Below are 21,827 nucleotides of genomic sequence, written 5' to 3'. Positions count from 1 at the left end.
TTTAATATCAGTAGTTTACTGAAATTACTTAACTGTTACAGAAGCGCCTGCTTCTTCGATTTTAGCTTTAAGCTCTTCAGCTTCTTCTTTAGATACGCCTTCTTTAACAGGAGCAGGAGCACCGTCAACAAGAGCCTTAGCTTCTTTAAGTCCGAGACCTGTGATCTCACGTACAACTTTAATAACCTGTACTTTTTTATCGCCAGCGGCTGTAAGTTCAACAGTGAATTCTGTTTGCTCAGCAGCAGCTGCTTCGCCGCCAGCTGCAGGGCCAGCAGCCATCATAGCAACTGGAGCAGATGCGGAAACACCAAATTTGTCTTCGAGTTCTTTTACGAGCTCAGAAAGCTCGATAACAGTCATGTTCTCGATAAATTCAATTACTTGTTCTTTAGTTACTGACATTTTGTCTCTCCTGATTAGTTATCTTTTTTATCTTTCACAGCGGTCAGCACGTTCACGAGGCTTCTTGGAATATTAGCAAGAAGCGATACGAAGTTGGACACAGGAGCGTTCATGCTACTGAGCATTTTAGCAAGCAGCTCGTCGCGGCTCGGCAGGTCTGCCAGTACATTAACATCATTTGCTGTGAGTACGTTACCGTCGAGGTAACCAGCTTTAATTTCAAACTTATCAAATTCTTTCGCGTATTTCTTGATTGTTTTAGCGACAGCAGCAACGTCGCCGGTAACAATAGCACATGCAGTAGGCTCTACGAGGTATGAATCCATAGAGTCTATATCGTTGTTGTTAAGAGCAATTTTCAAAAGTGTGTTTTTGACGACTTTGAAATCGCTACCTTTTTCTTTGATCTCACTTCTTACAGCAGTCTGCTGAAGATATGTAAGACCTTTGTAGTTCGTCAAAAACAGCGCATCGGAATCTTTTACCTGAGCACTAAGCTCAGCTACCAGTTGTTCTTTATCAGCTTTTTTCACGCTGTTCCTCCGTTTCCGGTTGTATATCAACCGGTTTCCGCAGGAGATTTACACACATTTTATAATGCGAAACCTGCTTCTTTAACCAGAATTAGTTTCTGTTGTTACAGTTCGTTCACTATTTTTGAGTGGTCAAGTTTGACTCTGGGGCCCATCGTTGCAGAAATATAAATGCCCCTAACATATTGCCCTTTGGCACTTGCCGGTTTCAGCTTGACCAGTGTGTCAAGCAACGCTGTGATGTTATCTTTCAGCTTACCGTCTTCAAAACTTTTCTTTCCGACGACAGAGTGGATTATACCTACTTTGTCGACTCTGAATTCGATCATACCTGCTTTAAGCTCTTTAACAACTTTTGCTACGTCTTGTGTTACTGTTCCTACTTTAGGGTTAGGCATAAGACCTCTTGGCCCGAGAACCTTACCCAATTTACCCACCTGAGCCATCATGTCAGGTGTTGCTACTACTTTGTCAAAATCAGTCCATCCGTCCTGAACCCTTGCGATAAGTTCGTCGTCGCCGACAAAGTCAGCGCCGGCATCCTGTGCATCTTTCTGTTTGTCGCCTTTGCAAAATACAAGAACTTTTACGTCGCGTCCTGTACCGTGGGGAAGACTCACTGATCCGCGAACCATCTGATCTGCATGTTTAGGATTTACACCCAGTTTAACAGCAATATCAATAGTTTCGTCGAACTTAGCGAATGCGGCTTCTTTAGCGAGAGCTATAGCCTCTTCCAGGTTGTAAGATTTTTCTGAGTCTATCTTACCTGAGGCAGCCTGGTACTGTTTTCCTCTAGCCATGATTCACCTCTTAGTCTGTTGTGATGCCCATACTGCGGGCTGAACCTGCGACAATTTTCATCGCCTGTTCTACATCGTTTGTGTTAAGATCGGGAAGTTTGATCTCCGCAATCTTCTGCAGCTGATCTTTTTTCAGGTGTCCCGCAACAGCCTTTCCGGGTGTCTGGGATGCACTTTTAATACTCAGCTCTTTTTTGATTAGGTCAGAAACTGGCGGTGTCTTTGTTACAAAAGAGAAACTTCTGTCTTCATAAACTGTGATTACCACAGGAATGATAGAGTCACCCAGGTTCTGTGTCTCAGCGTTGAAGGCCTTGCAAAAATCCATAATGTTGACACCACGCTGACCGAGCGCGGGACCAACTGGAGGAGAAGGGTTTGCCTTCCCTGCCGGAATCTGGAGTTTAAGCTGACCTGATACTTTCTTGGCCATCTAACTAAACCTCCGGTTTATATAAAACCTTAGTTTTTTATCAGGGCATATAGCCCTGTGGTTTCAATACGCAAAAGGGCAAACCCGCACTGTCAGCGAATTTGCTCTTTATTTCTTTAACGGAAAGTCCGAAAACCGGTCCTTCCGTTAACCCACTCTTTTAACCTGTAGATAATCAAGCTCTACAGGGGTTTGTCTTCCGAAAATACTTACGATAACGCGTACCTTCTCTTTGTCAGGATTAACCTCGTCCACAGTACCTGTGAAACCGAGGAATGGTCCGTCAATAACTTCCACAGTGTCGCCTTCAACATATTTAGAAGCGATTCTGGGAGATTCTGATTTAGCAAGGTCTATCATGGCTTTAACATCATGTTCAGGGATAGGAACGGGGTTTATTCCGCCCACAAAGCCAGTCACCTTAGGAATGCTTTTAACGACATGCCAGTTGGTGGTGCTCATTTCCATGTGCACAAGAATATAGCCAGGGAAGGTCTTCTTTTTACTGACCTTCTTTTTTCCTTTCTTAAGCTCTATTACATCTTCTGTAGGGATCAGAACATCGTCGATCTGATCTGCGAGCTTCTCGTTTTTCACCTTTTCTTCAAGTAGCGTAACAACACGCTTCTCGAATCCTGAATAGGTGTGAACCACGTACCACTGTTTTGCCATGTTTGTCTACCTAGTATATAAACTGAGTAATCTTAGCGAGCCCGAAATCAACAACACCCATGAAGATAGCGCACACTATGCAGATAGCGATAACAACACCTGTTGTACCGATTGTGGATTCCTTCGTAGGCCATACCACTTTCTTGAGCTCTTCTTTGACTTCATTATAAAACTTAGACCACTTGCCCATATGATTAAACTCGTTTGTAAGTTAAAGGATGATAATGGCAGGCCAGAGAAGACTCGAACTTCCAACCCCCGGTTTTGGAGACCGGTGCTCTGCCAATTGAGCTACTAGCCTGCATCCTTTGTATTATTTAAACTATTTAGTTTCTTTGTGTAGAGTATGCTTCCTGTCTGTTCTGCAATACTTCATCAACTCAAGCTTACCAGTCATAGTTTTTTTATTCTTGGTAGTTGTATAGTTTCTGTTCTTGCACTCAGTACAGGCAAGGATTACTTTTTCTCTCATTCTGTTACTCCGATATCTCTGTTACAACACCGGCACCAACTGTTCTACCACCCTCACGGATAGCGAAACGAAGACCTGCGTCCATTGCAATCGGAGTGATAAGCTCCACATCACAAGAGATGTTGTCACCAGGCATTACCATCTCTACTCCCTCAGGAAGTGTGATGATGCCTGTCACGTCTGTAGTTCTGAAATAGAACTGTGGACGGTAGCCTGTGAAAAATGGGGTGTGGCGGCCGCCTTCCTCTTTAGTAAGGATATAAGCTTCTGCTTTAAACTTACGGTGAGGGGTGATGGAACCTGGCTTAGCAAGCACCTGACCACGCTCTACGTCATCTTTCTTGATACCACGGAGAAGTACTCCGACATTATCTCCAGCCTCACCCTGATCAAGAAGTTTACGGAACATCTCAACTCCGGTTACTACTGTCTTTACTGTATCTTTAATACCTACGATCTCAATCTCTTCAGATACTTTTACAACTCCACGCTCAATACGTCCTGTCACAACTGTACCACGTCCGGAAATTGAAAATACATCCTCGATAGGCATAATAAAAGGCTTATCTATGTCACGCTCAGGTTCAGGAATGAAATCATCAAGTGCCTGGACAAGCTCTATTATTTTCTCTTCATAAGCTACATCACCTTCAAGAGCTTTAAGAGCTGATCCCTGAATGATTGGTGTATCATCGCCAGGAAACTCATAAGCACTGAGAAGATCACGGATCTCAAGCTCTACAAGCTCAAGAAGCTCTTCGTCGTCTACCATGTCACATTTGTTCATGAAGACTACTATCGTAGGAACTCCTACCTGACGTGCAAGAAGGATGTGCTCACGTGTCTGAGGCATAGGACCGTCAGATGCACTTACTACAAGAATTGCTCCGTCCATCTGTGCGGCACCTGTGATCATGTTTTTTACATAATCCGCGTGACCCGGACAGTCTACGTGTGCGTAGTGGCGAACTTCTGATTCGTATTCGACGTGAGATGTCGCAATGGTTATACCGCGCTCACGCTCTTCTGGAGCTTTGTCGATATTTGCGAAATCCACTGCCTCACAAAAACCGCGCTTACTAAGAACTGTTGTCATTGCGGCTGTAAGGGTTGTTTTACCATGGTCTACGTGACCGATTGTACCCACGTTTACGTGAGGTTTCTTCCTTTCAAATTTTGCCTTGGCCATCTTGATCTGTCCTCCTCAAGTCAAAGCCCACGACCGGACTTGAACCGGTGACCTCGTCCTTACCAAGGACGCGCTCTAGCCGCCTGAGCCACGTGGGCAATATAAAAAAAAACAGACGTAACTCTATCGTCCGTCCTTATTTCATAAAAGCCACTTTAGAAAAAAGAGCGGGTAACGGGACTCGAACCCGTGACCCTCAGCTTGGAAGGCTGATGCTCTAGCCAACTGAGCTACACCCGCTAACATTAAAGTGGGGAGAGAAGGATTCGAACCTTCGAAGTCATACGACAACAGGTTTACAGCCTGCCCCCTTTGGCCACTTGGGTATCTCCCCTACACGTGCCCGGCGTACACCGGATATACATCTTATTAAAAGCTGGTGATAGGACTTGAACCTACAACCTACTGATTACAAGTCAGTTGCTCTACCGTTTGAGCTACACCAGCTGAAGTTTCCGCATCAAAACGGAGGCAAATAGTATAACCTAAGCAAAAATATGTCAAGCTTTTTGTTAGATTTTTTTATAAACTTTCTAAAAGTTCCTTACAAGCCCCGCCCACAGCGGTTATCTTACTTGTAGAATGAACTTATTACTTCACACACTTCTTCTATTTCACCATCTTCCTTATATGCACACATGGGAAGACTTATAACTTTCTTACCCATCTCTTCGCAAATAGGGAAATCGCCCTTTTTGTATCCGAGATCTGCAAAAGCTTCCTGCATATGCAGAGGCTTCGGATAGTGGATAGCACACGGGATATCATTCTTCTGGAGATGAGCCATAAGCCCGTCTCTATCTTCAACCTTAAGCGTAAACTGTGCCCACACGTGGACACTGTCAGGCATCACATAAGGCAGAACAACTTTTCCCGCATCAGCCAGCGGCTTAAGAAGCGCCATATATTTATCAGCTGCGTTATTTCTGTTTTTAATCTCAACATACCTGAATCTGTCAAACTTAGCGTTCAGCACTGCACACTGAATAGTATCAAGACGTCCGTTCATACCAATAATTTTATGGTTGTACCTTTCGTTCTGACCATGATTGCGCAGCCAGTTCAGTTTGAGATCAAGTTCTGCATCATCAGTGAATACCATACCGCCGTCGCCATAGCAACCAAAAGGTTTAGCCGGGAAGAATGAAGTTGTACCAATATCACCCTGTGAGCCTGCGTTTTTGCCCTTATAAGCCGCACCAAATGACTGTGCTGCATCCTGTACAAGAAAAAGATCATGCCCCTTCATTGCTTCACGTATAGCATCATAGTCCGCACACTGCCCGTAAAGATCCACAGTGATAACACCTTTTATTTTATCTTCAGGAATATCAGTAGTATCTAAAAGTTCTTTCAGCTTTTTCGGACATATGTTATATGTCTGCGGGTCTATGTCAACAAACAGAGGTTTCGCCCCCACAAGCGAGATGCATTCTGCTGTGGCAATGAATGTAAATGGGGTTGTAATGACATAGTCACCAGCTCCTACATCGTAAGCCATAAGTGCAAGCACAAGGGCATCTGTACCGGAGCTGCATGCCTTCGCAAATTTTGCACCTGTAAAGTCTGTGCATTTCTTTTCGAGCTCGCCGACTTCAGGTCCGCCGACATACATACCATGCTCAAGCACTTGAGCTATCGCATTATCTATCTCAGGTTTAAGTTCCTGATACTGTTTCTTCAGATTACAAAACTGCATAATGACATCTCCGAAATAAAGTTAGTGTAAAAATGACACATATAATGAAATATGGTTCACTGTCTATATTGCAAATAAAACTCTGTATAAAAAACTAATTTAAACGATGCACATCCTGCGCCTTAAACACTGTGCTCCATCCCCTTTTCTATCAGGGCATGTACAGCATCACTGATTAAGCAAATACAATTCTTTGTCCTAAAGAATTGTATCTATCGCAAAACATAACAAAGTCACGCTTTGCTCTCATTACGCTGAAACCTGCGGTTCGCTCCATGAGGCACATCCTGTGCCTTAAACACTGTGCTCCATACCCTTTTCTATCAGGGCACGTACAGCATCACTGTTTAGGCTGTAAAAGACCTGTTTGCCGGTTTTCTTCCAGCTGACGAGACGGGAGTTGCGCAATATACGAAGCTGATGTGACACAGCAGACTGGGAGACCCCTGTCAGTTCGGAAATGTCCTGAACACAAAGTTCAGAGAGGGACAACACATAAAGGATCTTCACCCTTGTGAAATCTGATAAAAGCTTGAATGTGTCCGCCAGATCTTTCAGCGAATCGTCAGAAAGCATCTTCCCTCTGAGTTCAGACAGAAGATCCTCATGGGGTTCAGATATCTGAAATATATCGTCAGTCATAACATATCCTCACGTGTACAATCGTTCAGCTATACTATAACTATCATATCTGCGTGTCAACTTACAAGTTTATAACAAACATCAGGTTATTATGCATATCACGACCTGACGGCAATATGTTGCTTATGTCTTGCGCCAAGGTTTAACTATGTGCAATTATATGCAAAGTTATATTACGCAGAACTTTAGCGTCCCCACATTATCAATAAAACAGAAAGGTCATATTATGAAAATTATAAAAATACTCACCGGCGAGCTGTTAATCTTCATTTCACTTCTAATACTCACAACGGGCTACGCCTACGCCGCTCCTGTTTCTGAAATGCAGGTACGTGCATTTTTCCCAAAGGTCACCGACCTTGACGGAGGAGCTGAGCTCTGGCTGAACACAGGTGTCAAAAAGAAAACTGAGGACAATCACACGGTATATTCAACAACCTATTCATTTTATTCCGGCAAATCAAAAAAGATGATGAATATCATCCGCAAGGGGCAGTTTGAAACCAATATCGCTCTATACTCCTTTAATAACTTTGTGGACGCTTCAATGTATTTCCATGAACTAACCAAAGATGCGCCTAAAAACAGGAGCCAGCAGGTGCGTTTCGGGGAACGCGGGCTTTTCTTCATCTACCCGAAATCAGGCTACATCAACGATGCAGATTTTTATCTCGTTTTTATAAATAAAACTTTTGTTGTCTGGATGCACGCAAATGACGGCTTCGCATTGATGGACATTGCAAACCCTGTTAACGAAGCTCTTGATAAATTCATCCTTGATAACACTGACATGTACCTGATAAAAAAGCTCACTCTGGAAGTGTCTGCCGAAGGGTATGAGCTTCAGACCAAACAGCTTGCATTTACCACTGATTTTCCTGCAAGCATCACTGTGAGCGGAAAAGTTTTTACCAAAGAACTTGATCCTCTGCCGGCTGCCACTGTAAATATTCTCGAAACCGGAGACAGCTTTCTGACAGACAGCGAAGGCAACTTTAAACATTCTATAATGCTTGACGGCATAGACGACATAGAGCTTGGAGCAACTTTCTACCTTGACTACGATCAGGCTTCTAAAATGACCATGTTCAAGGGTGGTTTCTTTGAGAGTGCTATGATTTATGACACCAGCGGAAAGACCAGAAAACAGATATGGAACCTTGAAACAGCAGGCACAAAGGTCTTTGGAACTGCCTATGTAAATACATCCAAAGGTTATCAGAGCTACCCGATCAAAGGGGAATCAACAGAAGACGGGATAACACTCACCCTCGACTGCAAAAGGGCGGGTACTGATTTCGGATGTGAGCAGGTTTTCAACGCAACCCGCAAAAACGGAACACTTGAAGGCAAATGGACAGGAACAGGCGGCGGCGGCAGCTTCAATGCTGATACCGGTGGCTACAGACCTGTTGAAAGGAAAGTTATTCTTACCGATAAAACTGCGGATATTAAAACTTATGCAGTTGATTTCAACGGAAAACTTCTCCGCTCCTCAGACAACATTCTGAACATCGGTGCAGGACGCGACTCAAACGCAATGATCTATATATCTCCGAACAGAGAGGCACTTAAGCTCGATCCGATAAAGCATATCTCTGCCAAGCTTGTCTTAACCCACCTGCCGGATAACCAGCGGGGGCGCATCTCGATATTTAAGTATGACGTTCTGCAAGACGGAACACAAAACTACCTAGGCAACAGTCAGTACGCAGGTCAGATATACCCCAGCGAAGAGCCGTACAGCCAGGAGATAGATATTACAGATGTTCTTTTAAAAGATGGCGGATCTGTTGCCATCGGCGGAGTACCGGAAGCAGGCAGCTATGGAAACCATAATTTCTCTACTGAAAAATCCCAGTACGACTCATTAAAGCCGTACATAATAATAACAGAATACTCAAAAAATGATCAGAAAGTAAAAACCGTCCGTCCTTTCGTATTCATAAACAAAGCCGAAAAAGCGAAGGATCTCATCGGCGACAGAAACAAGCCGGGAGCGGACGGAACCCCCGACTACTGCTATGAAGCAGTGTTCTCTTACCCTGGTAAATCCCTCACCGGATTCGAACTGAGCATCACCGGTGACATCAAAAGGCATTACAACACCAGCCCCCTTGACATTTATCCACTGGTAGGATTTGTTAAAAATGGTATATTACAAAACAACAGCAAAGGTGAGATAAACCTATTATTCGAAAAGAGCTCCGAAAAACTGAACATCTGCATTAACGGAAACTATATTCCAAAAATGACTGACAGAATATCATATAAATACTTTATTGACGGCAGACCTGTAGAAGGTCTCGTTCAATAATTGTAAGAGGGATTTATGGAAGATTATATCGGACTTATCCTGTTCATTGTCTTTGTCATAGTTATGGCAAGGCTGAAACCAGGCGGCGGCTGAGGCATCGGAGCAGACAGCTGCAGTATCGAGGATCGATACAAAAAGATGAAAAAGAATGAAAAAAAGAAGGATAAAGAGGAAAAGTGAAAGGTGAAAGGTCTTTATGTCCATCTGCCATTTTGCAGAAACAAGTGTGCATACTGCGGGTTCTACTCTGAGACAGACTGCTATGACACACAGGCGGACTATTTCAAAGCCCTGATATCTGATCTGCGAAGCAGGAAAAAACATGCTTACGAAACGCTGTATATTGGCGGAGGAACACCGTCAACAGCAGACAGAAAGCTCCTTGCTTCATTTCTGGACGCTGTTTCAATAACATGCAGATGGGATTTTAAAGAGAGCACTATTGAAGCAAATCCGGAAAGTATTGATAAAGAGTTTTGCAGGATAGTGGATTTTTATAAGTTTTCACGGGTAAGTATAGGGTGCCAGAGTACCTCTGACGATGTACTGCAAAAGCTGACAAGGATACACTCAGCGAGCGATATATTCCACTCTTACGACATGGTGCGTAAGCTCTGTCCGGACACTGATGTCAGCCTTGACATGATGTATGATATACCCGGCACACAGTTTGAGAGCACTTATAAAACACTCAAAGACCTAATAGCATTAAATCCTGAACATATTTCTGCATACACATACAGCTTTGATACAGAGTTCCTCAAAGAGGGAGATGCTGACGCAACAGACTTTATGGTTGTACGTGACGAACTTGAAAATGCAGGATATGTAAAATATGAAATATCAAATTTTGCAAGACCCGGACATGAGAGCATGCATAATATAAACTACTGGATGCTTGGTGAATATGACGGCATAGGTTCTTCTGCATGGTCACTCAGCTACGAAGATGGCAAGCGCATACTCAGAGGCAAATCCGACAATCTGCCTGAGTATATTCATTCTCCGAAGGAATATGCGGAAACAGAGATCACAGAGCCTCCGCAAACCGCTCTGGAAGAGATTGTGTTCGGGCTGCGACTGGCAAAAGGGCTGGACGCTGAAAAAATATGTACGAATGTTAATGCAGAACTAAAGGAAAAAATATATAATTTGTTTTCTGACCTGTCAGAAAAGGAGCTTTTATCATGGGATGGTTCAAACGTGTCGCTGAAAAAAAGGGGAGAATTGCTGCTGGACTCTGTACAGTCTTTGCTGTGGCAGCTCTTACCATAGCGGCCCACGCAGGATGTGCAGGTGACTGCATGACATGTCACCCACAGCTCGAAGGGGACAAAGACCATCTGGCATTGACTACATGCATTCAGTGCCACAAGCCGGTAAGCGAACAGATTTTTCAGCTTGGTGGGGGCGGTTCGGAGAAGTGTGGTAATGATTGTTTCCAGTGTCACAACCAATGGCCTCAAAACGGTAATCATGCGCCTCTGGATACATGCCGCAACTGTCACGACGATAATAATAAGTAAAGCTCTGTAACAAATATAACGTAATATTTAGTATCTATAGCTCCGGAGGGCCGATGAAAGCAGTATGGACATCATCGCTTGAAAGTGGTAACGCAACAATTGACGAACAGCACAAAGAACTATTTGAACACATCAATAACTTCTTTGACAGCATAAGCAGAGAGTTCAGCCACGAAATAACCGTGCGCACCCTGAACTATCTTGTAAAATATGTCCGTTTCCATTTCAGCACTGAAGAAGAACTTATGAGAAAGAGCGGCTACCCTGACTTGAAAGAGCATATGTCTGCACACAGAAATATTGTGAATACTCTTATGGCCTGCTATAAAAAACTTATATCTTCAGGCAATTCTGAACGCGTGGAAGATGAGCTCACAACTCTGCTTCAGGTGTGGTTTGTAGAACATATAATGGGCTATGACCTCAGACTGGCTGCATACCTCAGAAGCAATGCAGAGTAACAATAAACCTCTCCTCTCCTTCGGAATACTATCACTTTCTCTACTGACAATAATGGCGGGAGCCGCTGTGTCTCCTGCACTTGCAGATATTCAGAACAGCATAAAGGGTGCCCAGCCGACACTCATAAAAATGATCCTTACCCTGCCCGCTGTCTTTATTATCCCCACATCCTATTGTATCGGGAAATTCTCCGGCGGAATATCTAAGAAAAATCTTGCTCTTGCAGGGGTAGCAATCTATACCGTTTCAGGCTGCTGGGCTTTCTTTGCAACAGATATCTATATGCTTCTTGCCTCCAGAGCAGTTCTGGGCGTTGCTGTCGGTATCATAATGCCTGTTGCAGCAGCTCTGATAGCAGACTTCTTTCATGGAGAAAAGCGGATGCGCATGATGGGGTACAATGCCGCTTTTGCGAATTTCGGCGGAATTCTCGCAACATTTTCTTCCGGACTGCTGGCATCCATAAACTGGCGGTACGCTTTCCTTGTTTATGCTATGGGGATACCGGTTTTCATAATTGCTATGCTTTTCATTAAAGAACCGGAACAGACAAAGAATTTTGACAAAAAGGCACCAAGACTTAAACTGCCTCTTGAGGTATATATAAAAGCACTCCCAGGCTTTCTGGTGTTTCTGGGGTTTTACACTATACCTACCAATATCGCAGTATATCTTGCCTCCGCAGGGCTGGGAGGTCCGAAAGAAGCGGGATACGCTATGGCATTCTCAACAGGAACAGCGATGCTTCTTGGGCTCACAGTTGCAAAAGTCAGAAAAAAACTTGGACGTGTCTACGTACCTTCAATAGCCTTTTCCATGCTCATATGTCATCTGCTTCTTGGCTTTACAAGCTCTGTGGCAGCAGTCAACTTAGCCATGATAGCAAACGGATATACCCTGAGTATGTCCATACCGTATATTATGGTCAAGGCAACAGAAGCGGCAAAGGGCAATAATGTAGCAGCCACATCAGCAGTTACCCTATCCATATTCATCGGTCAGTTTTTCTCACCTATAGTAATGGATACAATAGCAAAAGCAGCCGATGTGCACAGAGTTAATTTCAACTTTCAGCTTGTCGCAGCCGCCACAGCATTTATTTTTATTATCACTGTCTTCAGAAGTTTTCGTCATTCCGAGCCCTGATTCCCGTCAGATAAGCTTCCAGAATTTCAGCCCTCTTCCTTGATTGTATGAGGATGGTCTTATCTGACGCAGACTCACTTATATCCGAATATTCTTTCAGAGCATCTTCATGTTTTTCATTAATATCAAGGATACGCGCATAGGCATATTTATAATATGAATCAAAAGGACTTAGCCGAACCGCTTCAGAATAAGCACTCTCTGCCATAGGATAGTTCTTTAGATCTTCGTATATCTGTCCGGCAGAGTAGTACAAGGCCGAACTTCCTGAAAAGACTCCGGCATAACTGTCGATCAGATTCAGAGCATAAGCGTTGTATCCCACGCTCCCGGCATAAGAAGCAGCCGAGGCTATCAGCTTGTCATCAACTGTATCAGGATAAGCTTCGAGGACTCTGTTAACCTCTTCCGGTTTTCCCATAGCGAGCTTAACTCTGACAAGTTTCAGCACCGACATTTTTGTTTCTCTCATTTGCAGAGCTTTGGTCAGGTTCTCTGCGGACTTCTGATAATTACCTTTTTCAAAAGCTCTGTCGCTCATACCCAGCAGCGCATTGTAATGAACTTTACTGTCTGTCTTTTTTTTGTGTGAATCAGCTTCCGGTGGAGCAGCATTGAAATGTTCATATTCAGTTTTCTGAACTGACGCTTTTGCGGTCTGCACTTCAGCCCGTAAACTATCACCACCGCTCGCCTGTTCCCCTGCCTGTGCAGGGAGTGCTTCTATTACAGACAAACGCCGGACATTTACATCTCTGATACCATTCAGCTTCCGGGAAAGCTCCGCATCCCTTTCAGCGAGAGCCTTGTCTACGGCCTCATTAATCCTCTCAAGCAATTCTTCCTCGCTCAGATAAACTCTGCCCGTATCCGCTCCGGATCTCCCGGTATCTGCACTCACGATTTTATTCAGTATTAGATTATTATAGTTTCCCTGACCTGAATCAATAAAAAATGTCATGGCAAATACCGTCAGTGAAACAGCCAATAATATCAAAAGCAAAGTGCTTATGCTGCTTGACTGCTTCTTTGCAGTCTTCGATATCCATAAAAGGGGCAGCAGACTGCCGGCTGAATTTGTCCTGAGCCTTTTCAGGCTATTCAAAATAGCACTCATCCTTTACCCGCTGATAATGGTGGCAGTCAGAAAAATCACCAGTTCTCTTTTTTGCGTATATTTATATTTAGATTTAAAAAGATACCCGAGAAAAGGAACATCCCCGAGCAGAGGAACCTTTGTTTCGTCTTCGGTTTCAACATTGCTTATCAGCCCGCCCATCACAACTGTCGAGCCGCTTTCAAGGTTCAGCACAGTTCCCGCTTCCTTAAGATTAATGTTCGGATAGCTGGCTACAACCACACCGTTCTCATCAAGCTGCTGCTCAGGAGTTTCTTCCACATCAGAAAACACAGGCACAATATTAAGAGTAATCGTGCCGTCCTCTTTAACATGGGGGGTAACACCAAGCATAATTCCGTCCAGGACAGTTACCCGTGTGTAAGTGACTGTAACATCATCTGTGTCATCGTCCGTCTCCCGCTCCATCTCCCAGAATGGCTTTAGCTGACCGGATGTTATCATGGCACTCTGACCGTTCATCACCCGTATGCGTGGGTTTCCCACCGACTCCACACGTCCGTATGCCGCCATGAAAGCAAACCAGTCACTGTAGTCAAAGCTGGATATTGCGCCCACAGCAGTCAGCCCGCCCGGCAGAACAGCAGCACCTCCGTCCGTACCAAGACTAAGCCCTATGGACTTTCCGTCAGCCGTTCCACGCCAGTTTATGCCGTAGGCACTGGTATCATTCAGCGTAACCTCCACAAGCTTTGCCTCAATGAGAACCTGTTTGTTGAGCTCCCGTATCACATCTTCCATATAGCTGCTGACAATTTTCATCTTTTTAGGAGTGGTGGTAACTTTGAGAATGCCTGTGAACCTGTTGAATATATAACCCTCAGCTCCCCTGAAATGACCGCTGCCAGAGCCGATGGCGTTCGTCTCGCCCACTCTTGACCCAAGGATATCTTCTGTTTCCCCTGCAAAAATAATGGCATGAACGCTGTTGATGATCTGAGTCTGTACGTCACTGGACTCAGGCAGGTTTTCATATTTCAGAGAATAATCCCCGCGAAGGTTTGCTTCTGCGGAACCGAAAACATCACCGCCTATTTCTGAATTCTGTGTTGTCTTCATCCTAACATACGGAAACTTGAATGTTTTGGTAACACTGCCAAGCATTTTCAGAGAACTACCTGTCACTTCATAATATATACCGGTATTTTCAGCAATTATGTCGAGAGCGTCCCTTGCAGGCATATTATTGACAGTTATAGTGAAAGGGTTCTTAACATTAATGTCAGGACTTATGATGAGGTTCAGTCCGGCTTCGGATGCGATCATGTATAGTATGGACGAAAGGGACTCCTCCACAGAGTCAAGAGTCACATAGGTATCGTCCATTGGGTCGTATTCTGCTATTTCTGTTTTGTAAACCGGAGGCGGGGGCGAAAGAAGCTTTGGGGCAGGAGAAGGAGGGCTTTCCACATTCGGAATAAGACTGACATTTTCGGGAGCGTCGATTTGTTTCGCAACGCACCCAAGTGCCGTCATACATAACAATACAATCAGTAATCTACATATAGCCATCTATCTCCCCAGTGTCCCTGTAAAAGAACTTTACCTTTCAAAATCGCAGAAACATGCTCTCCGCTTTCCAGCTTGTCACCTGTCACATATATCCTGCCGTCAATTACAGCATATCTGCGTGACGTGCCTATAAAAACACTGCTGACGTCATATCGCGGCTGAAAGCGGTATAGCCCTGCGGGTGCCGGGTTATTTATTTTTCCGTCACCCTCTTTCATGGTACCAGAACCATTCTTTTGTCTCTGAATAAAACCTCTGTTAACATATACACTATAATTGTATTTTTTTATCTGGTCAATATTCTTTAGGTCTGCAAGTGCAGTAGAAAATTCCACATCTTTGGCACTCAGCAAACTTTTTACAGCATCTCTGTCTGAGTCAAGCCTCTCTGCTGTATATGCCCCCACAGGTGAAGATATTGAGCTACGCAGAATAAACACAAATAAAACAAGCACAAAAGGAAATGTAATTTTTAAAACGTGCCTGACATGAGCATACTGCATGGATTTAAAAAACATAATCCCCTCCGGAAAACGGTTGTATCAGTTTTAAGCGTATATCTGCTGTCCTTTTGTTCTTGTCTTCTACGAACTCAGCTTTTGTAACCTGATATATAGGCGAGATACTGTTTTTCAGATATTGTAAGAGTGATATAAGGTCTTCAGGGGACGCAGGCAGATATTTGAACTGTATGTCGATGATGAGGCTGCTCCCCTCTTCCTGAACTGAAGTAAGCACCTTTGCGCCGTAAGCTGACCGGAACTCCTCCACAGTTTCCAGAAGATGTCCTCTGGCGTTTTCTCTTCTGTAGGCTGGGAATTCCGAGTCTTTCATTATCTTCTCGAGTTTGATCAGAAGTTTATGCGTTTCGCCCGATCTCAAGCCCCTCTTTTCTCTCATAACTTCTGTTGATGCCTGTTTCAGTTCATCCCTAACGCCCTGCATGACAATAAGCTGGACAGAAAGAAGCGCACAGATGACACCAAGCAAAAGAAGAATAGAATAGCTGCCGAGCAACTTCATAACGCATCTCATTTAGCATGCTCCACCAGCAGTCTTATATCACCGGTCTGTTTTTCCATATTATACCTTGAGCCGTTACTAACTTTATATATACCGGATGCATCCAGTTTATTGATCTCCTCTTTTATTAAATGCTGATGCCTGTCTATATCTTTCAGACCGGAATAGCTAACGGTACCGCGTAACATCACTGCGGGGCGGTTCTGCTCGTCAGTGGAAAAAACAACATGAGCGTAATCTCCGGTATCAATAAGCTCTGCCGTATCTTTATATATATCAAAGGCACCTGATTTATATTTCTGAATCTGTGAGAGATAGTACAGACCGTATTTTTCATCTTCAACATCTCTGAAATTTGCCGCATACTGCTTTGCATCCGCCCCCAGAACAGCCACTTCCCGAGAGTAACGATCTTTCAGCTTGTCCAGATCCGCATAGGTTATTACGTCCAGATACGCAATAATAAACGCCATGAGAAGCAAAATAATTCCCGCACAGGATTTCAGCAAATTATATGCTCTGGTCTCTTTATATTTAATTGGAGTAAAGTCATAGTCGTCTTCAAGCATACAAAGTGATATCGGAAGCATAAACCGGTGTAACTCTTCTCTGCCGCAGCCGTTTATCAATTTTGACGGAATTATAACCGATTGCGTAACCTCATTAAAAGCAAAAAGCATTGCGGAAAGCCCTTCCCGTTCTGCCAGCAAACCAGAAAGCACAACTCTCTCCACATCAACCTGTACATTATTCACTACAAACAGATAAGTCAGATGCAGACTTTCATAAAAAATGTTGTCAGTTTGCCCCGGCTCGCCTGTTTGGTATTCCATATCTCTGGTATATAAGACAGTCTCATTTCTGCTGACAGTCACAAGAATCTTTCTGCTGTCAGCAAAAGCATGAAAAACCGTCTCGTCCCGAAAACATCCGGCAGATATCCCGCATATAGCAAACCCGGACAATGTAAACATATTTGTCCGCTGTCGATCCTGCTCAGGGATAACTGCTGTTCTGTTGTATACAGATGCAGGTATCATATAAATCTTATAGGAAGAGTTCCCGAAGCTGTCAGCGGGAGTGCTCTCATCCGGTCTGTACGCCATGAGATAATCCACACCTGGCTCCAGCTGATCTTTCAGCTTGTTTTGAGCCAGCATCATAAATGTCTTCGGATCTTTTACCACAGGCAGATAAACGCTCCCTATAACAGTTTCGAAATAGTCTGTAGAAAGGTTCAGAGGGAGATCACCTGAAAGTGCCTTTAGATTCTCGGGTTCTGTGATATAATGTTTTAGAATATGATAGCCGTTACGTGTCTTTCTGAGGATTACCGCCTTGGCGACGTCACTTTCTCCGGCTGTTGTAATATCTGCGCTGAATAGTTTCATGTTTAACAATACAGTCTGCGGGTACAGTATTCAAGAGTTTTTAGAGTAGGTTATGACAAAGATAATATTAATTGAAGACGATGAGGCACTGCGGAAACAGTTGCTGTTCACTCTGGAATCAGATCACGAAGTATCAGAAGCAGGCAACCGCCTTGAGGCTTTGGATATGCTGAAAAAGCATATGCCGGAGATAGCAATCCTGGACCTCGGGCTGCCTCCAAACGAGAATTCTCCGGATGAAGGTCTTTTCATCATTAATCACATTTGCGAAAATTATTCGTGCAAAGTTATAGTTCTGACCGGACAGGCAACCAGAGAAGCCGCAGTAAAGAGCCTTGAAATGGGCTGCTTTGACTATCTGGAAAAACCTGTAAACATTGACCAACTGCTATTTTCAATGGACAGAGCCAAGCTGTTCATAGACACTGAAAACGAACTTAAAAGCAGAGGCGTCGAACGTATAGATATTCAGGTTGAAATAGGTAACGGGTTACAGGATATCAGAGAAAAAGCTGAAAAGAATATTATTATCAGAGTTCTGAACGAAACAGGCTTTAATGTCTATAAATCTGCCCAGATACTCGGGGTCAAAAGGGAAAGCCTCTACTATTTCATAAAGAAATTTCATCTGGAACGAAACTGAAATGGTTGACATTCTCTACCAATCACTTATATTTGCCGGTTTTGTTATTTTCGCCGTCATCTTTTACATGAAACGTGCGGCTTCAGGCTTTCTAAAAGTTATAACTGAAATAATTAAAGTGAATGAACTCAATGAGTATGATCCTGTAAAATTTTTGGAAACTCTACCGCCTCTGATTGACAAACTAGGGATTCACTCTTATTCGTATTACCTTTACTATCACGACACTGAGCATCAGAAACATGCTAATCACAAAAAGAATTCTTTCAAAAAATTCGTCTGCGCACAGGATTTCACCATTTTTTTAGAAATATCTCCCGGTAAACTCCGCTGGGAAAGGGCATACCTCGTACGCCTGCTTGTGGAAACAGTATTTCTTATACTAAAGATAGACGTAAACTTGAACCTGCGCGCTGCCAACAAAGCACTTTCTGAATTTAACAAAATTAATGCGTTTCTCAGCCACGACGTAAAAAACCTTGTACAGTTTCTCAATATTATGCAGCACAATTTATCCGGCAACCTGACCTCTAATGACAAAGAGCGCCTTATAAGATACATGAAAAGCTCTGCTCCAACTATCAAAATGCGAGCTGACAGGGTTCTGAGCACTATTACGGAAAATACTAAGGATTTCATGACCGAAGATGAAGTCGTAACCCCCTGCCTGATAGCCAGAAACATAGCTTCCATAATGAATGTGCCTATTCAATGTAACGGAGAGGAAGAAGAAATATCTACAGACAGAAAAAGCCTGATAATTATATTTGAAAATCTGATTAAAAATTTTTACGACAAAAGCATAAATGAACCAGGCATTAAACTTACTGTCAGTATTAGCAAATCTGAAGAATATTTTACAATCTCATTTTCGGATACAGGTTCGATGATTCCCAATACAGAACGTATATTTGAACCATTCTTCTCTGATAAAAAAGGCGGGCTGGGGATAGGGCTTTACCATTGCAGAAGCATAGCCAGCAACATCAGCGGCAAGCTGTGGGCAGAAAATTCGGCAGAAGGTCCAACATTCGTCCTGCAACTTAAAAGGAAATAACAGGTGCAAAGATCAGGCTTTACTCTTTTAGAACTAGCAATTGTTCTCGTCATTATAGGCTTTGTTGTTAGTGCGGCAATAAGCTCTATCAGCATAATAAAAACATCTGAATCAAAGAAAATTATCGTTCAGGCTACGGTTCTGGCAAACGCTCAAAATCGATATTTTGAACAAACAGGAAGATTTGCCGGAGACAGTGACAATGACGGACGTATAGATTTTGCTGATCTTCAGGCTGACTCCGGTGAAATAAATGGTATTTCAGACCGGACACCCGACGTTGACGATTCATTCATCGAACTTAAAAAACTTGGCATTCTCTCAGATGAAAATAACTATGCTCACGCATCGCTTGCAGGCAACGGCTTTGCATATTACGCAGGGGTATTAAATGACAGGCAAGTCCTCAATGTACTGGTACTGAAAGACGTTTCATGCATGACAGCCTTTCAGATGGAGCAGACCATAGACAAAAACAAGCCCGACGACAAAGGCGCAAAGCCTGCCTCCTCCGACCGCATTCGCTGGATTAACGGCAACTCAATATCTACGGTCTCTCAGGAATGGACATCAACAGCCATCTGCGGTTCAGACAGTAAAAAGCCTGTGAGCATCGCATACCTGTTCGACAGGTTCTAGTCCGTGAGCAGCCCGTCAAGGTATTCTGAAGCTTTGTATTTCAAAGGGGATGCATCTTCTCCCTTTCTTTCCTTGAGAACCAGTGCATCAATATACATCTCTACGGCAGCTTTATAATTATCGGTTGCGGCAAATTTATCCGCCTCACGCACATAAACCTCATTTTGAGATTCGAACTGTTCCACAACCTGAGCAGCGATCTTTTCAACTGCTTCTTTGCGTACATCACCGCTAAGTTCTATATCAGACGGCAGGTGAGCGGTCTTCATCTCAACTTTGTAATTACCGAGGTCAATTCCACTGGTGGAATCATCTCGTGCGTCTTTTTTAACACGGACGGAATTGCTGTATACAACATCTCCGTTTGCAGTATTTACTAAACGGTAGCTGACGCTCATATAGCTGGTTTTCTGATGAAAAGCAAAGTCGTATTCTGCAATTTCGTAATTAGGCTTCATAACATATTTTGCAGGTTCTTTCGGAACCTCTTTTCCAGCGGATGCCATAGCATCGGCTTCTTTCTTCCAATCTTCCCACTCAATGTTGCGCACTTTGGTTTCGCCAACTTTTACACGAACCTTCTTCTTGTTCCGCTGCATGTTCGTCTCTGTTTTATAGTCCAGAACTTCGCCAACGAGGAGATAGTCAGCATTTTCAATTTTTACCCTAGAATCCACCTTCTGTGCTGTATTGACATTTCCATCAGCATCCAGTCCGTACTTTTCAATCAGCACTTCAAGCGCTTCTCTGTCTATCACACGGACATCACTTTTCATATTTCCCTGAACTGCTTCCATGATATTCGAAGTTATCTGAAAGCCTATTTCAGGTGCCCCCGCAGGGCTTCTGAAAGGGATCACTGCAATGCTTTTGAGAGCTCTGTCGAGCAGTTTCCCCTCAACAGTTTGCCTTATCATTTTAAGCCCAAGGTATGTCGGAGCAAGATTGTTCAGCATATCAAAATAAAGATAAGACTGACCGTATGCACCCTCATCAAGTGCTTTCTGCCCCATAAAGTACATACTGTCGTAATAAAGCTCTAATTCATTTTTCGGTACATTTATCATTGCGCGAAGTTCCATCGGCAACTGTTTCATCGTTTCAAAAGCCTGATAAAAATAATCGTATGCCTTTTTATACATTTCCTGCTGAGTGTAGGTCACACCTTTTTTAAAACTGATTGATATGATTTTCGATCTGGTATTGTGTATGGCAGCCTGAGCCTGTTGTCTTGCATCTGGGAATGCTACGGCTTTCATGTAATATGAGAGGGCTTTTTCCAGCTCCTGAGACTCACTGGAGTTATCCCCCTTTGACATATAATAGTCTGAGTTGTCATTACGCTCTGCTGTTTTAATATATTCCCTTATCTTATTATTTTTAGGGTCTATATTCCTCAGCTTAACAAGCAGCTCTTTCGCCTCTTTCAGGTTGTCTAAAGCAAGAAGGTTCTCTGCTTTTTTCAGATTAACCTCGACAGCTTTCTTCCCGTAAGAGTCCGCAACAGGACCAACGACAGCCGGATTAAGGTTTCTGACTCTGCTTGCTCTGCTGTGGGCTGTTATATACTCACCCTTTAAGGCTGCTTCTTCAGAACTTTTCAAGGCTCCTTCAACGATGGTATCTGTCGCTTTACTATATTCTATAAGCTTTGATTCATAACTTGAGACTTCTGTTTTATCTGTTGCATAAAGCGCTGCTCTTTTAAGAGCTTTCTCCGCTGCCTTCAGCTCTGGGACAGTTACAGGCGGATTTGCGTTAAGTTTCACTTTAACAAACTCTATGCTCTCTCTGTATAGCTCACTCCTGATCAGTTCCGCATCTTTGCAAAAACGCTCATCATCGGGAAATTTCGAACAAAGTCCCTTAAGGTTCTCATATGCTTTATCTTTATGCCCATCCTGCAACATAGCTAGGCTGGAATTATAAAGAGCCTCGTCTTCAGATGAAACACATGCAGAAACAGCAAAAACGATAAGGATGCTAAAAAAGTATAACTTTACGAAATCTATCAGTTTATTATTTGTTTTGATACTCATGGAACACTCCAAAGGTTTAACTAAGATAGTAATATTACATTATCAATATAGGATTTTAAAGTATAAATAGCAGATGTGCGGATTCA

The 21,827-nt window shown here is 43.4% G+C and carries 24 protein-coding genes and 5 tRNA genes; 8 read left to right on the top strand and 21 right to left on the bottom strand.

Annotation, left to right across the window (positions count from 1 at the left end; all coding sequences use genetic code 11):
- Window positions 1-24 precede the first annotated feature (24 nt).
- The 15 genes from rplL to DACET_RS01765 all read right to left on the bottom strand — a co-directional run bounded on the left by rplL (window position 25) and on the right by DACET_RS01765 (window position 6,848).
- Window positions 25-405: a 50S ribosomal protein L7/L12 gene (gene rplL / locus DACET_RS01835; protein ID WP_013009709.1), complete on the bottom strand. Its 381-nt coding sequence runs from the start codon at window positions 403-405 to the stop codon at window positions 25-27.
- Between the two features lie 14 nt (window positions 406-419).
- Window positions 420-938 (bottom strand): 50S ribosomal protein L10, encoded by a 519-nt coding sequence (rplJ, locus tag DACET_RS01830; RefSeq protein ID WP_013009708.1) that lies wholly within the window; start codon window positions 936-938, stop codon window positions 420-422.
- A gap of 104 nt (window positions 939-1,042) precedes the next feature.
- Complete coding sequence (gene rplA, locus DACET_RS01825; RefSeq protein ID WP_013009707.1) at window positions 1,043-1,741, bottom strand: 50S ribosomal protein L1; 699 nt, start codon at window positions 1,739-1,741, stop codon at window positions 1,043-1,045.
- Window positions 1,742-1,751: 10 nt separating this feature from the next.
- Window positions 1,752-2,174 carry a 50S ribosomal protein L11 gene (rplK, locus tag DACET_RS01820; RefSeq protein WP_013009706.1) on the bottom strand — a complete coding sequence of 141 codons (423 nt, stop codon included), beginning with the start codon at window positions 2,172-2,174 and terminating at the stop codon, window positions 1,752-1,754.
- A 147-nt stretch (window positions 2,175-2,321) separates the two neighbouring features.
- Window positions 2,322-2,846, bottom strand: coding sequence for a transcription termination/antitermination protein NusG (nusG, locus tag DACET_RS01815; RefSeq protein ID WP_013009705.1), 525 nt, complete (start codon window positions 2,844-2,846; stop codon window positions 2,322-2,324).
- Window positions 2,847-2,856: 10 nt separating this feature from the next.
- On the bottom strand, window positions 2,857-3,036 hold the full coding sequence (gene secE, locus DACET_RS01810; protein ID WP_013009704.1) for a preprotein translocase subunit SecE: 180 nt from the start codon (window positions 3,034-3,036) through the stop codon (window positions 2,857-2,859).
- A 35-nt stretch (window positions 3,037-3,071) separates the two neighbouring features.
- Window positions 3,072-3,147 (bottom strand) — tRNA-Trp (locus DACET_RS01805).
- Window positions 3,148-3,168: 21 nt separating this feature from the next.
- Complete coding sequence (rpmG, locus tag DACET_RS01800; protein WP_013009703.1) at window positions 3,169-3,318, bottom strand: 50S ribosomal protein L33; 150 nt, start codon at window positions 3,316-3,318, stop codon at window positions 3,169-3,171.
- 4 nt (window positions 3,319-3,322) lie between these two features.
- Window positions 3,323-4,507, bottom strand: a complete 1,185-nt coding sequence (tuf, locus tag DACET_RS01795; RefSeq protein WP_013009702.1) for an elongation factor Tu — start codon at window positions 4,505-4,507, stop codon at window positions 3,323-3,325.
- Window positions 4,508-4,531: 24 nt separating this feature from the next.
- A tRNA-Thr gene (locus DACET_RS01790) sits at window positions 4,532-4,605 on the bottom strand.
- Window positions 4,606-4,673: 68 nt separating this feature from the next.
- Window positions 4,674-4,747: transfer RNA gene (locus DACET_RS01785), tRNA-Gly, on the bottom strand.
- Window positions 4,748-4,758: 11 nt separating this feature from the next.
- A tRNA-Tyr gene (locus DACET_RS01780) sits at window positions 4,759-4,841 on the bottom strand.
- A 40-nt stretch (window positions 4,842-4,881) separates the two neighbouring features.
- Window positions 4,882-4,954, bottom strand: a tRNA-Thr gene (locus DACET_RS01775).
- Between the two features lie 124 nt (window positions 4,955-5,078).
- Entirely contained in the window at window positions 5,079-6,206 is a 1,128-nt protein-coding gene (locus tag DACET_RS01770) for a DegT/DnrJ/EryC1/StrS family aminotransferase (RefSeq protein WP_013009701.1), read from the bottom strand.
- 294 nt (window positions 6,207-6,500) lie between these two features.
- Entirely contained in the window at window positions 6,501-6,848 is a 348-nt protein-coding gene (locus DACET_RS01765; RefSeq protein WP_013009700.1) for an ArsR/SmtB family transcription factor, read from the bottom strand.
- Window positions 6,849-7,074: 226 nt separating this feature from the next.
- On the opposite strand from DACET_RS01765, the gene DACET_RS01760 reads away from it, so the two are divergent.
- The 5 genes from DACET_RS01760 to DACET_RS01740 all read left to right on the top strand — a co-directional run bounded on the left by DACET_RS01760 (window position 7,075) and on the right by DACET_RS01740 (window position 12,299).
- Window positions 7,075-9,165 carry a peptidase associated/transthyretin-like domain-containing protein gene (locus tag DACET_RS01760; RefSeq protein ID WP_013009699.1) on the top strand — a complete coding sequence of 697 codons (2,091 nt, stop codon included), beginning with the start codon at window positions 7,075-7,077 and terminating at the stop codon, window positions 9,163-9,165.
- 183 nt (window positions 9,166-9,348) lie between these two features.
- Window positions 9,349-10,440, top strand: coding sequence for a radical SAM family heme chaperone HemW (hemW, locus tag DACET_RS01755; RefSeq protein WP_013009698.1), 1,092 nt, complete (start codon window positions 9,349-9,351; stop codon window positions 10,438-10,440).
- Window positions 10,353-10,691 carry a hypothetical protein gene (locus DACET_RS01750; protein ID WP_244392540.1) on the top strand — a complete coding sequence of 113 codons (339 nt, stop codon included), beginning with the start codon at window positions 10,353-10,355 and terminating at the stop codon, window positions 10,689-10,691. Before hemW ends, DACET_RS01750 begins: the two co-directional genes overlap by 88 nt.
- A gap of 53 nt (window positions 10,692-10,744) precedes the next feature.
- Window positions 10,745-11,152 carry a bacteriohemerythrin gene (locus DACET_RS01745; RefSeq protein ID WP_013009696.1) on the top strand — a complete coding sequence of 136 codons (408 nt, stop codon included), beginning with the start codon at window positions 10,745-10,747 and terminating at the stop codon, window positions 11,150-11,152.
- The gene (locus DACET_RS01740) at window positions 11,142-12,299 is read left to right on the top strand and encodes an MFS transporter (protein WP_041229797.1); all 1,158 of its coding nucleotides are present in this window, start codon (window positions 11,142-11,144) and stop codon (window positions 12,297-12,299) included. The genes DACET_RS01745 and DACET_RS01740 overlap by 11 nt, the downstream gene beginning before the upstream one ends.
- Here the strand turns inward: DACET_RS01740 and DACET_RS01735 are convergent.
- The 5 genes from DACET_RS01735 to DACET_RS01715 are packed head-to-tail and all read right to left on the bottom strand — an operon-like array spanning window position 12,271 to window position 17,363.
- Window positions 12,271-13,416: a hypothetical protein gene (locus DACET_RS01735; protein WP_013009694.1), complete on the bottom strand. Its 1,146-nt coding sequence runs from the start codon at window positions 13,414-13,416 to the stop codon at window positions 12,271-12,273. The two genes, DACET_RS01740 and DACET_RS01735, sit on opposite strands and share 29 nt — an antisense overlap.
- Before the next feature lie 3 nt (window positions 13,417-13,419).
- On the bottom strand, window positions 13,420-14,949 hold the full coding sequence (locus DACET_RS01730) for a type II and III secretion system protein (protein WP_013009693.1): 1,530 nt from the start codon (window positions 14,947-14,949) through the stop codon (window positions 13,420-13,422).
- Window positions 14,928-15,467 carry a hypothetical protein gene (locus DACET_RS01725; protein ID WP_013009692.1) on the bottom strand — a complete coding sequence of 180 codons (540 nt, stop codon included), beginning with the start codon at window positions 15,465-15,467 and terminating at the stop codon, window positions 14,928-14,930. The genes DACET_RS01730 and DACET_RS01725 overlap by 22 nt, the downstream gene beginning before the upstream one ends.
- Window positions 15,457-15,972 carry a hypothetical protein gene (locus tag DACET_RS01720; protein ID WP_148214123.1) on the bottom strand — a complete coding sequence of 172 codons (516 nt, stop codon included), beginning with the start codon at window positions 15,970-15,972 and terminating at the stop codon, window positions 15,457-15,459. The genes DACET_RS01725 and DACET_RS01720 overlap by 11 nt, the downstream gene beginning before the upstream one ends.
- Before the next feature lie 8 nt (window positions 15,973-15,980).
- Window positions 15,981-17,363: a hypothetical protein gene (locus DACET_RS01715; RefSeq protein ID WP_013009690.1), complete on the bottom strand. Its 1,383-nt coding sequence runs from the start codon at window positions 17,361-17,363 to the stop codon at window positions 15,981-15,983.
- Between the two features lie 52 nt (window positions 17,364-17,415).
- Here DACET_RS01715 and DACET_RS01710 point away from each other — a divergent pair, with 52 nt between their 5' ends.
- The 3 genes from DACET_RS01710 to DACET_RS01700 are packed head-to-tail and all read left to right on the top strand — an operon-like array spanning window position 17,416 to window position 19,702.
- Complete coding sequence (locus DACET_RS01710; RefSeq protein WP_013009689.1) at window positions 17,416-18,006, top strand: response regulator; 591 nt, start codon at window positions 17,416-17,418, stop codon at window positions 18,004-18,006.
- Between the two features lies 1 nt (window position 18,007).
- The gene (locus DACET_RS01705; protein ID WP_013009688.1) at window positions 18,008-19,063 is read left to right on the top strand and encodes a sensor histidine kinase; all 1,056 of its coding nucleotides are present in this window, start codon (window positions 18,008-18,010) and stop codon (window positions 19,061-19,063) included.
- A gap of 3 nt (window positions 19,064-19,066) precedes the next feature.
- On the top strand, window positions 19,067-19,702 hold the full coding sequence (locus DACET_RS01700) for a type II secretion system protein (RefSeq protein WP_013009687.1): 636 nt from the start codon (window positions 19,067-19,069) through the stop codon (window positions 19,700-19,702).
- On the opposite strand, the gene DACET_RS01695 is transcribed toward DACET_RS01700, so the two are convergent.
- On the bottom strand, window positions 19,699-21,741 hold the full coding sequence (locus tag DACET_RS01695; protein ID WP_013009686.1) for a hypothetical protein: 2,043 nt from the start codon (window positions 21,739-21,741) through the stop codon (window positions 19,699-19,701). The two genes, DACET_RS01700 and DACET_RS01695, sit on opposite strands and share 4 nt — an antisense overlap.
- Window positions 21,742-21,827: the final 86 nt, after the last annotated feature.

This window comes from Denitrovibrio acetiphilus DSM 12809, assembly GCF_000025725.1.
Lineage (GTDB): Bacteria > Chrysiogenota > Deferribacteres > Deferribacterales > Geovibrionaceae > Denitrovibrio > Denitrovibrio acetiphilus.
This window is presented reverse-complemented; position numbering and strand designations above follow the sequence as displayed.

Excerpts from the sequence above, each read along its gene's own strand:
- DACET_RS01740 (WP_041229797.1), top strand. The coding sequence starts at position 11,142 with ATGCAGAGTAACAATAAACCTCTCCTCTCCTTCGGAATACTATCACTT.
- DACET_RS01720 (WP_148214123.1), bottom strand. The coding sequence starts at position 15,972 with ATGAAGTTGCTCGGCAGCTATTCTATTCTTCTTTTGCTTGGTGTCATC.
- rpmG (WP_013009703.1), bottom strand. The coding sequence starts at position 3,318 with ATGAGAGAAAAAGTAATCCTTGCCTGTACTGAGTGCAAGAACAGAAAC.
- DACET_RS01750 (WP_244392540.1), top strand. The coding sequence starts at position 10,353 with ATGGGATGGTTCAAACGTGTCGCTGAAAAAAAGGGGAGAATTGCTGCT.
- DACET_RS01705 (WP_013009688.1), top strand. The coding sequence starts at position 18,008 with ATGGTTGACATTCTCTACCAATCACTTATATTTGCCGGTTTTGTTATT.
- nusG (WP_013009705.1), bottom strand. The coding sequence starts at position 2,846 with ATGGCAAAACAGTGGTACGTGGTTCACACCTATTCAGGATTCGAGAAG.
- DACET_RS01770 (WP_013009701.1), bottom strand. The coding sequence starts at position 6,206 with ATGCAGTTTTGTAATCTGAAGAAACAGTATCAGGAACTTAAACCTGAG.
- DACET_RS01730 (WP_013009693.1), bottom strand. The coding sequence starts at position 14,949 with ATGGCTATATGTAGATTACTGATTGTATTGTTATGTATGACGGCACTT.
- DACET_RS01725 (WP_013009692.1), bottom strand. The coding sequence starts at position 15,467 with ATGTTTTTTAAATCCATGCAGTATGCTCATGTCAGGCACGTTTTAAAA.
- DACET_RS01765 (WP_013009700.1), bottom strand. The coding sequence starts at position 6,848 with ATGACTGACGATATATTTCAGATATCTGAACCCCATGAGGATCTTCTG.
- rplL (WP_013009709.1), bottom strand. The coding sequence starts at position 405 with ATGTCAGTAACTAAAGAACAAGTAATTGAATTTATCGAGAACATGACT.
- DACET_RS01710 (WP_013009689.1), top strand. The coding sequence starts at position 17,416 with ATGACAAAGATAATATTAATTGAAGACGATGAGGCACTGCGGAAACAG.
- DACET_RS01715 (WP_013009690.1), bottom strand. The coding sequence starts at position 17,363 with ATGAAACTATTCAGCGCAGATATTACAACAGCCGGAGAAAGTGACGTC.
- tuf (WP_013009702.1), bottom strand. The coding sequence starts at position 4,507 with ATGGCCAAGGCAAAATTTGAAAGGAAGAAACCTCACGTAAACGTGGGT.
- DACET_RS01735 (WP_013009694.1), bottom strand. The coding sequence starts at position 13,416 with ATGAGTGCTATTTTGAATAGCCTGAAAAGGCTCAGGACAAATTCAGCC.
- secE (WP_013009704.1), bottom strand. The coding sequence starts at position 3,036 with ATGGGCAAGTGGTCTAAGTTTTATAATGAAGTCAAAGAAGAGCTCAAG.
- DACET_RS01695 (WP_013009686.1), bottom strand. The coding sequence starts at position 21,741 with ATGAGTATCAAAACAAATAATAAACTGATAGATTTCGTAAAGTTATAC.
- rplA (WP_013009707.1), bottom strand. The coding sequence starts at position 1,741 with ATGGCTAGAGGAAAACAGTACCAGGCTGCCTCAGGTAAGATAGACTCA.
- rplK (WP_013009706.1), bottom strand. The coding sequence starts at position 2,174 with ATGGCCAAGAAAGTATCAGGTCAGCTTAAACTCCAGATTCCGGCAGGG.
- DACET_RS01760 (WP_013009699.1), top strand. The coding sequence starts at position 7,075 with ATGAAAATTATAAAAATACTCACCGGCGAGCTGTTAATCTTCATTTCA.
- DACET_RS01745 (WP_013009696.1), top strand. The coding sequence starts at position 10,745 with ATGAAAGCAGTATGGACATCATCGCTTGAAAGTGGTAACGCAACAATT.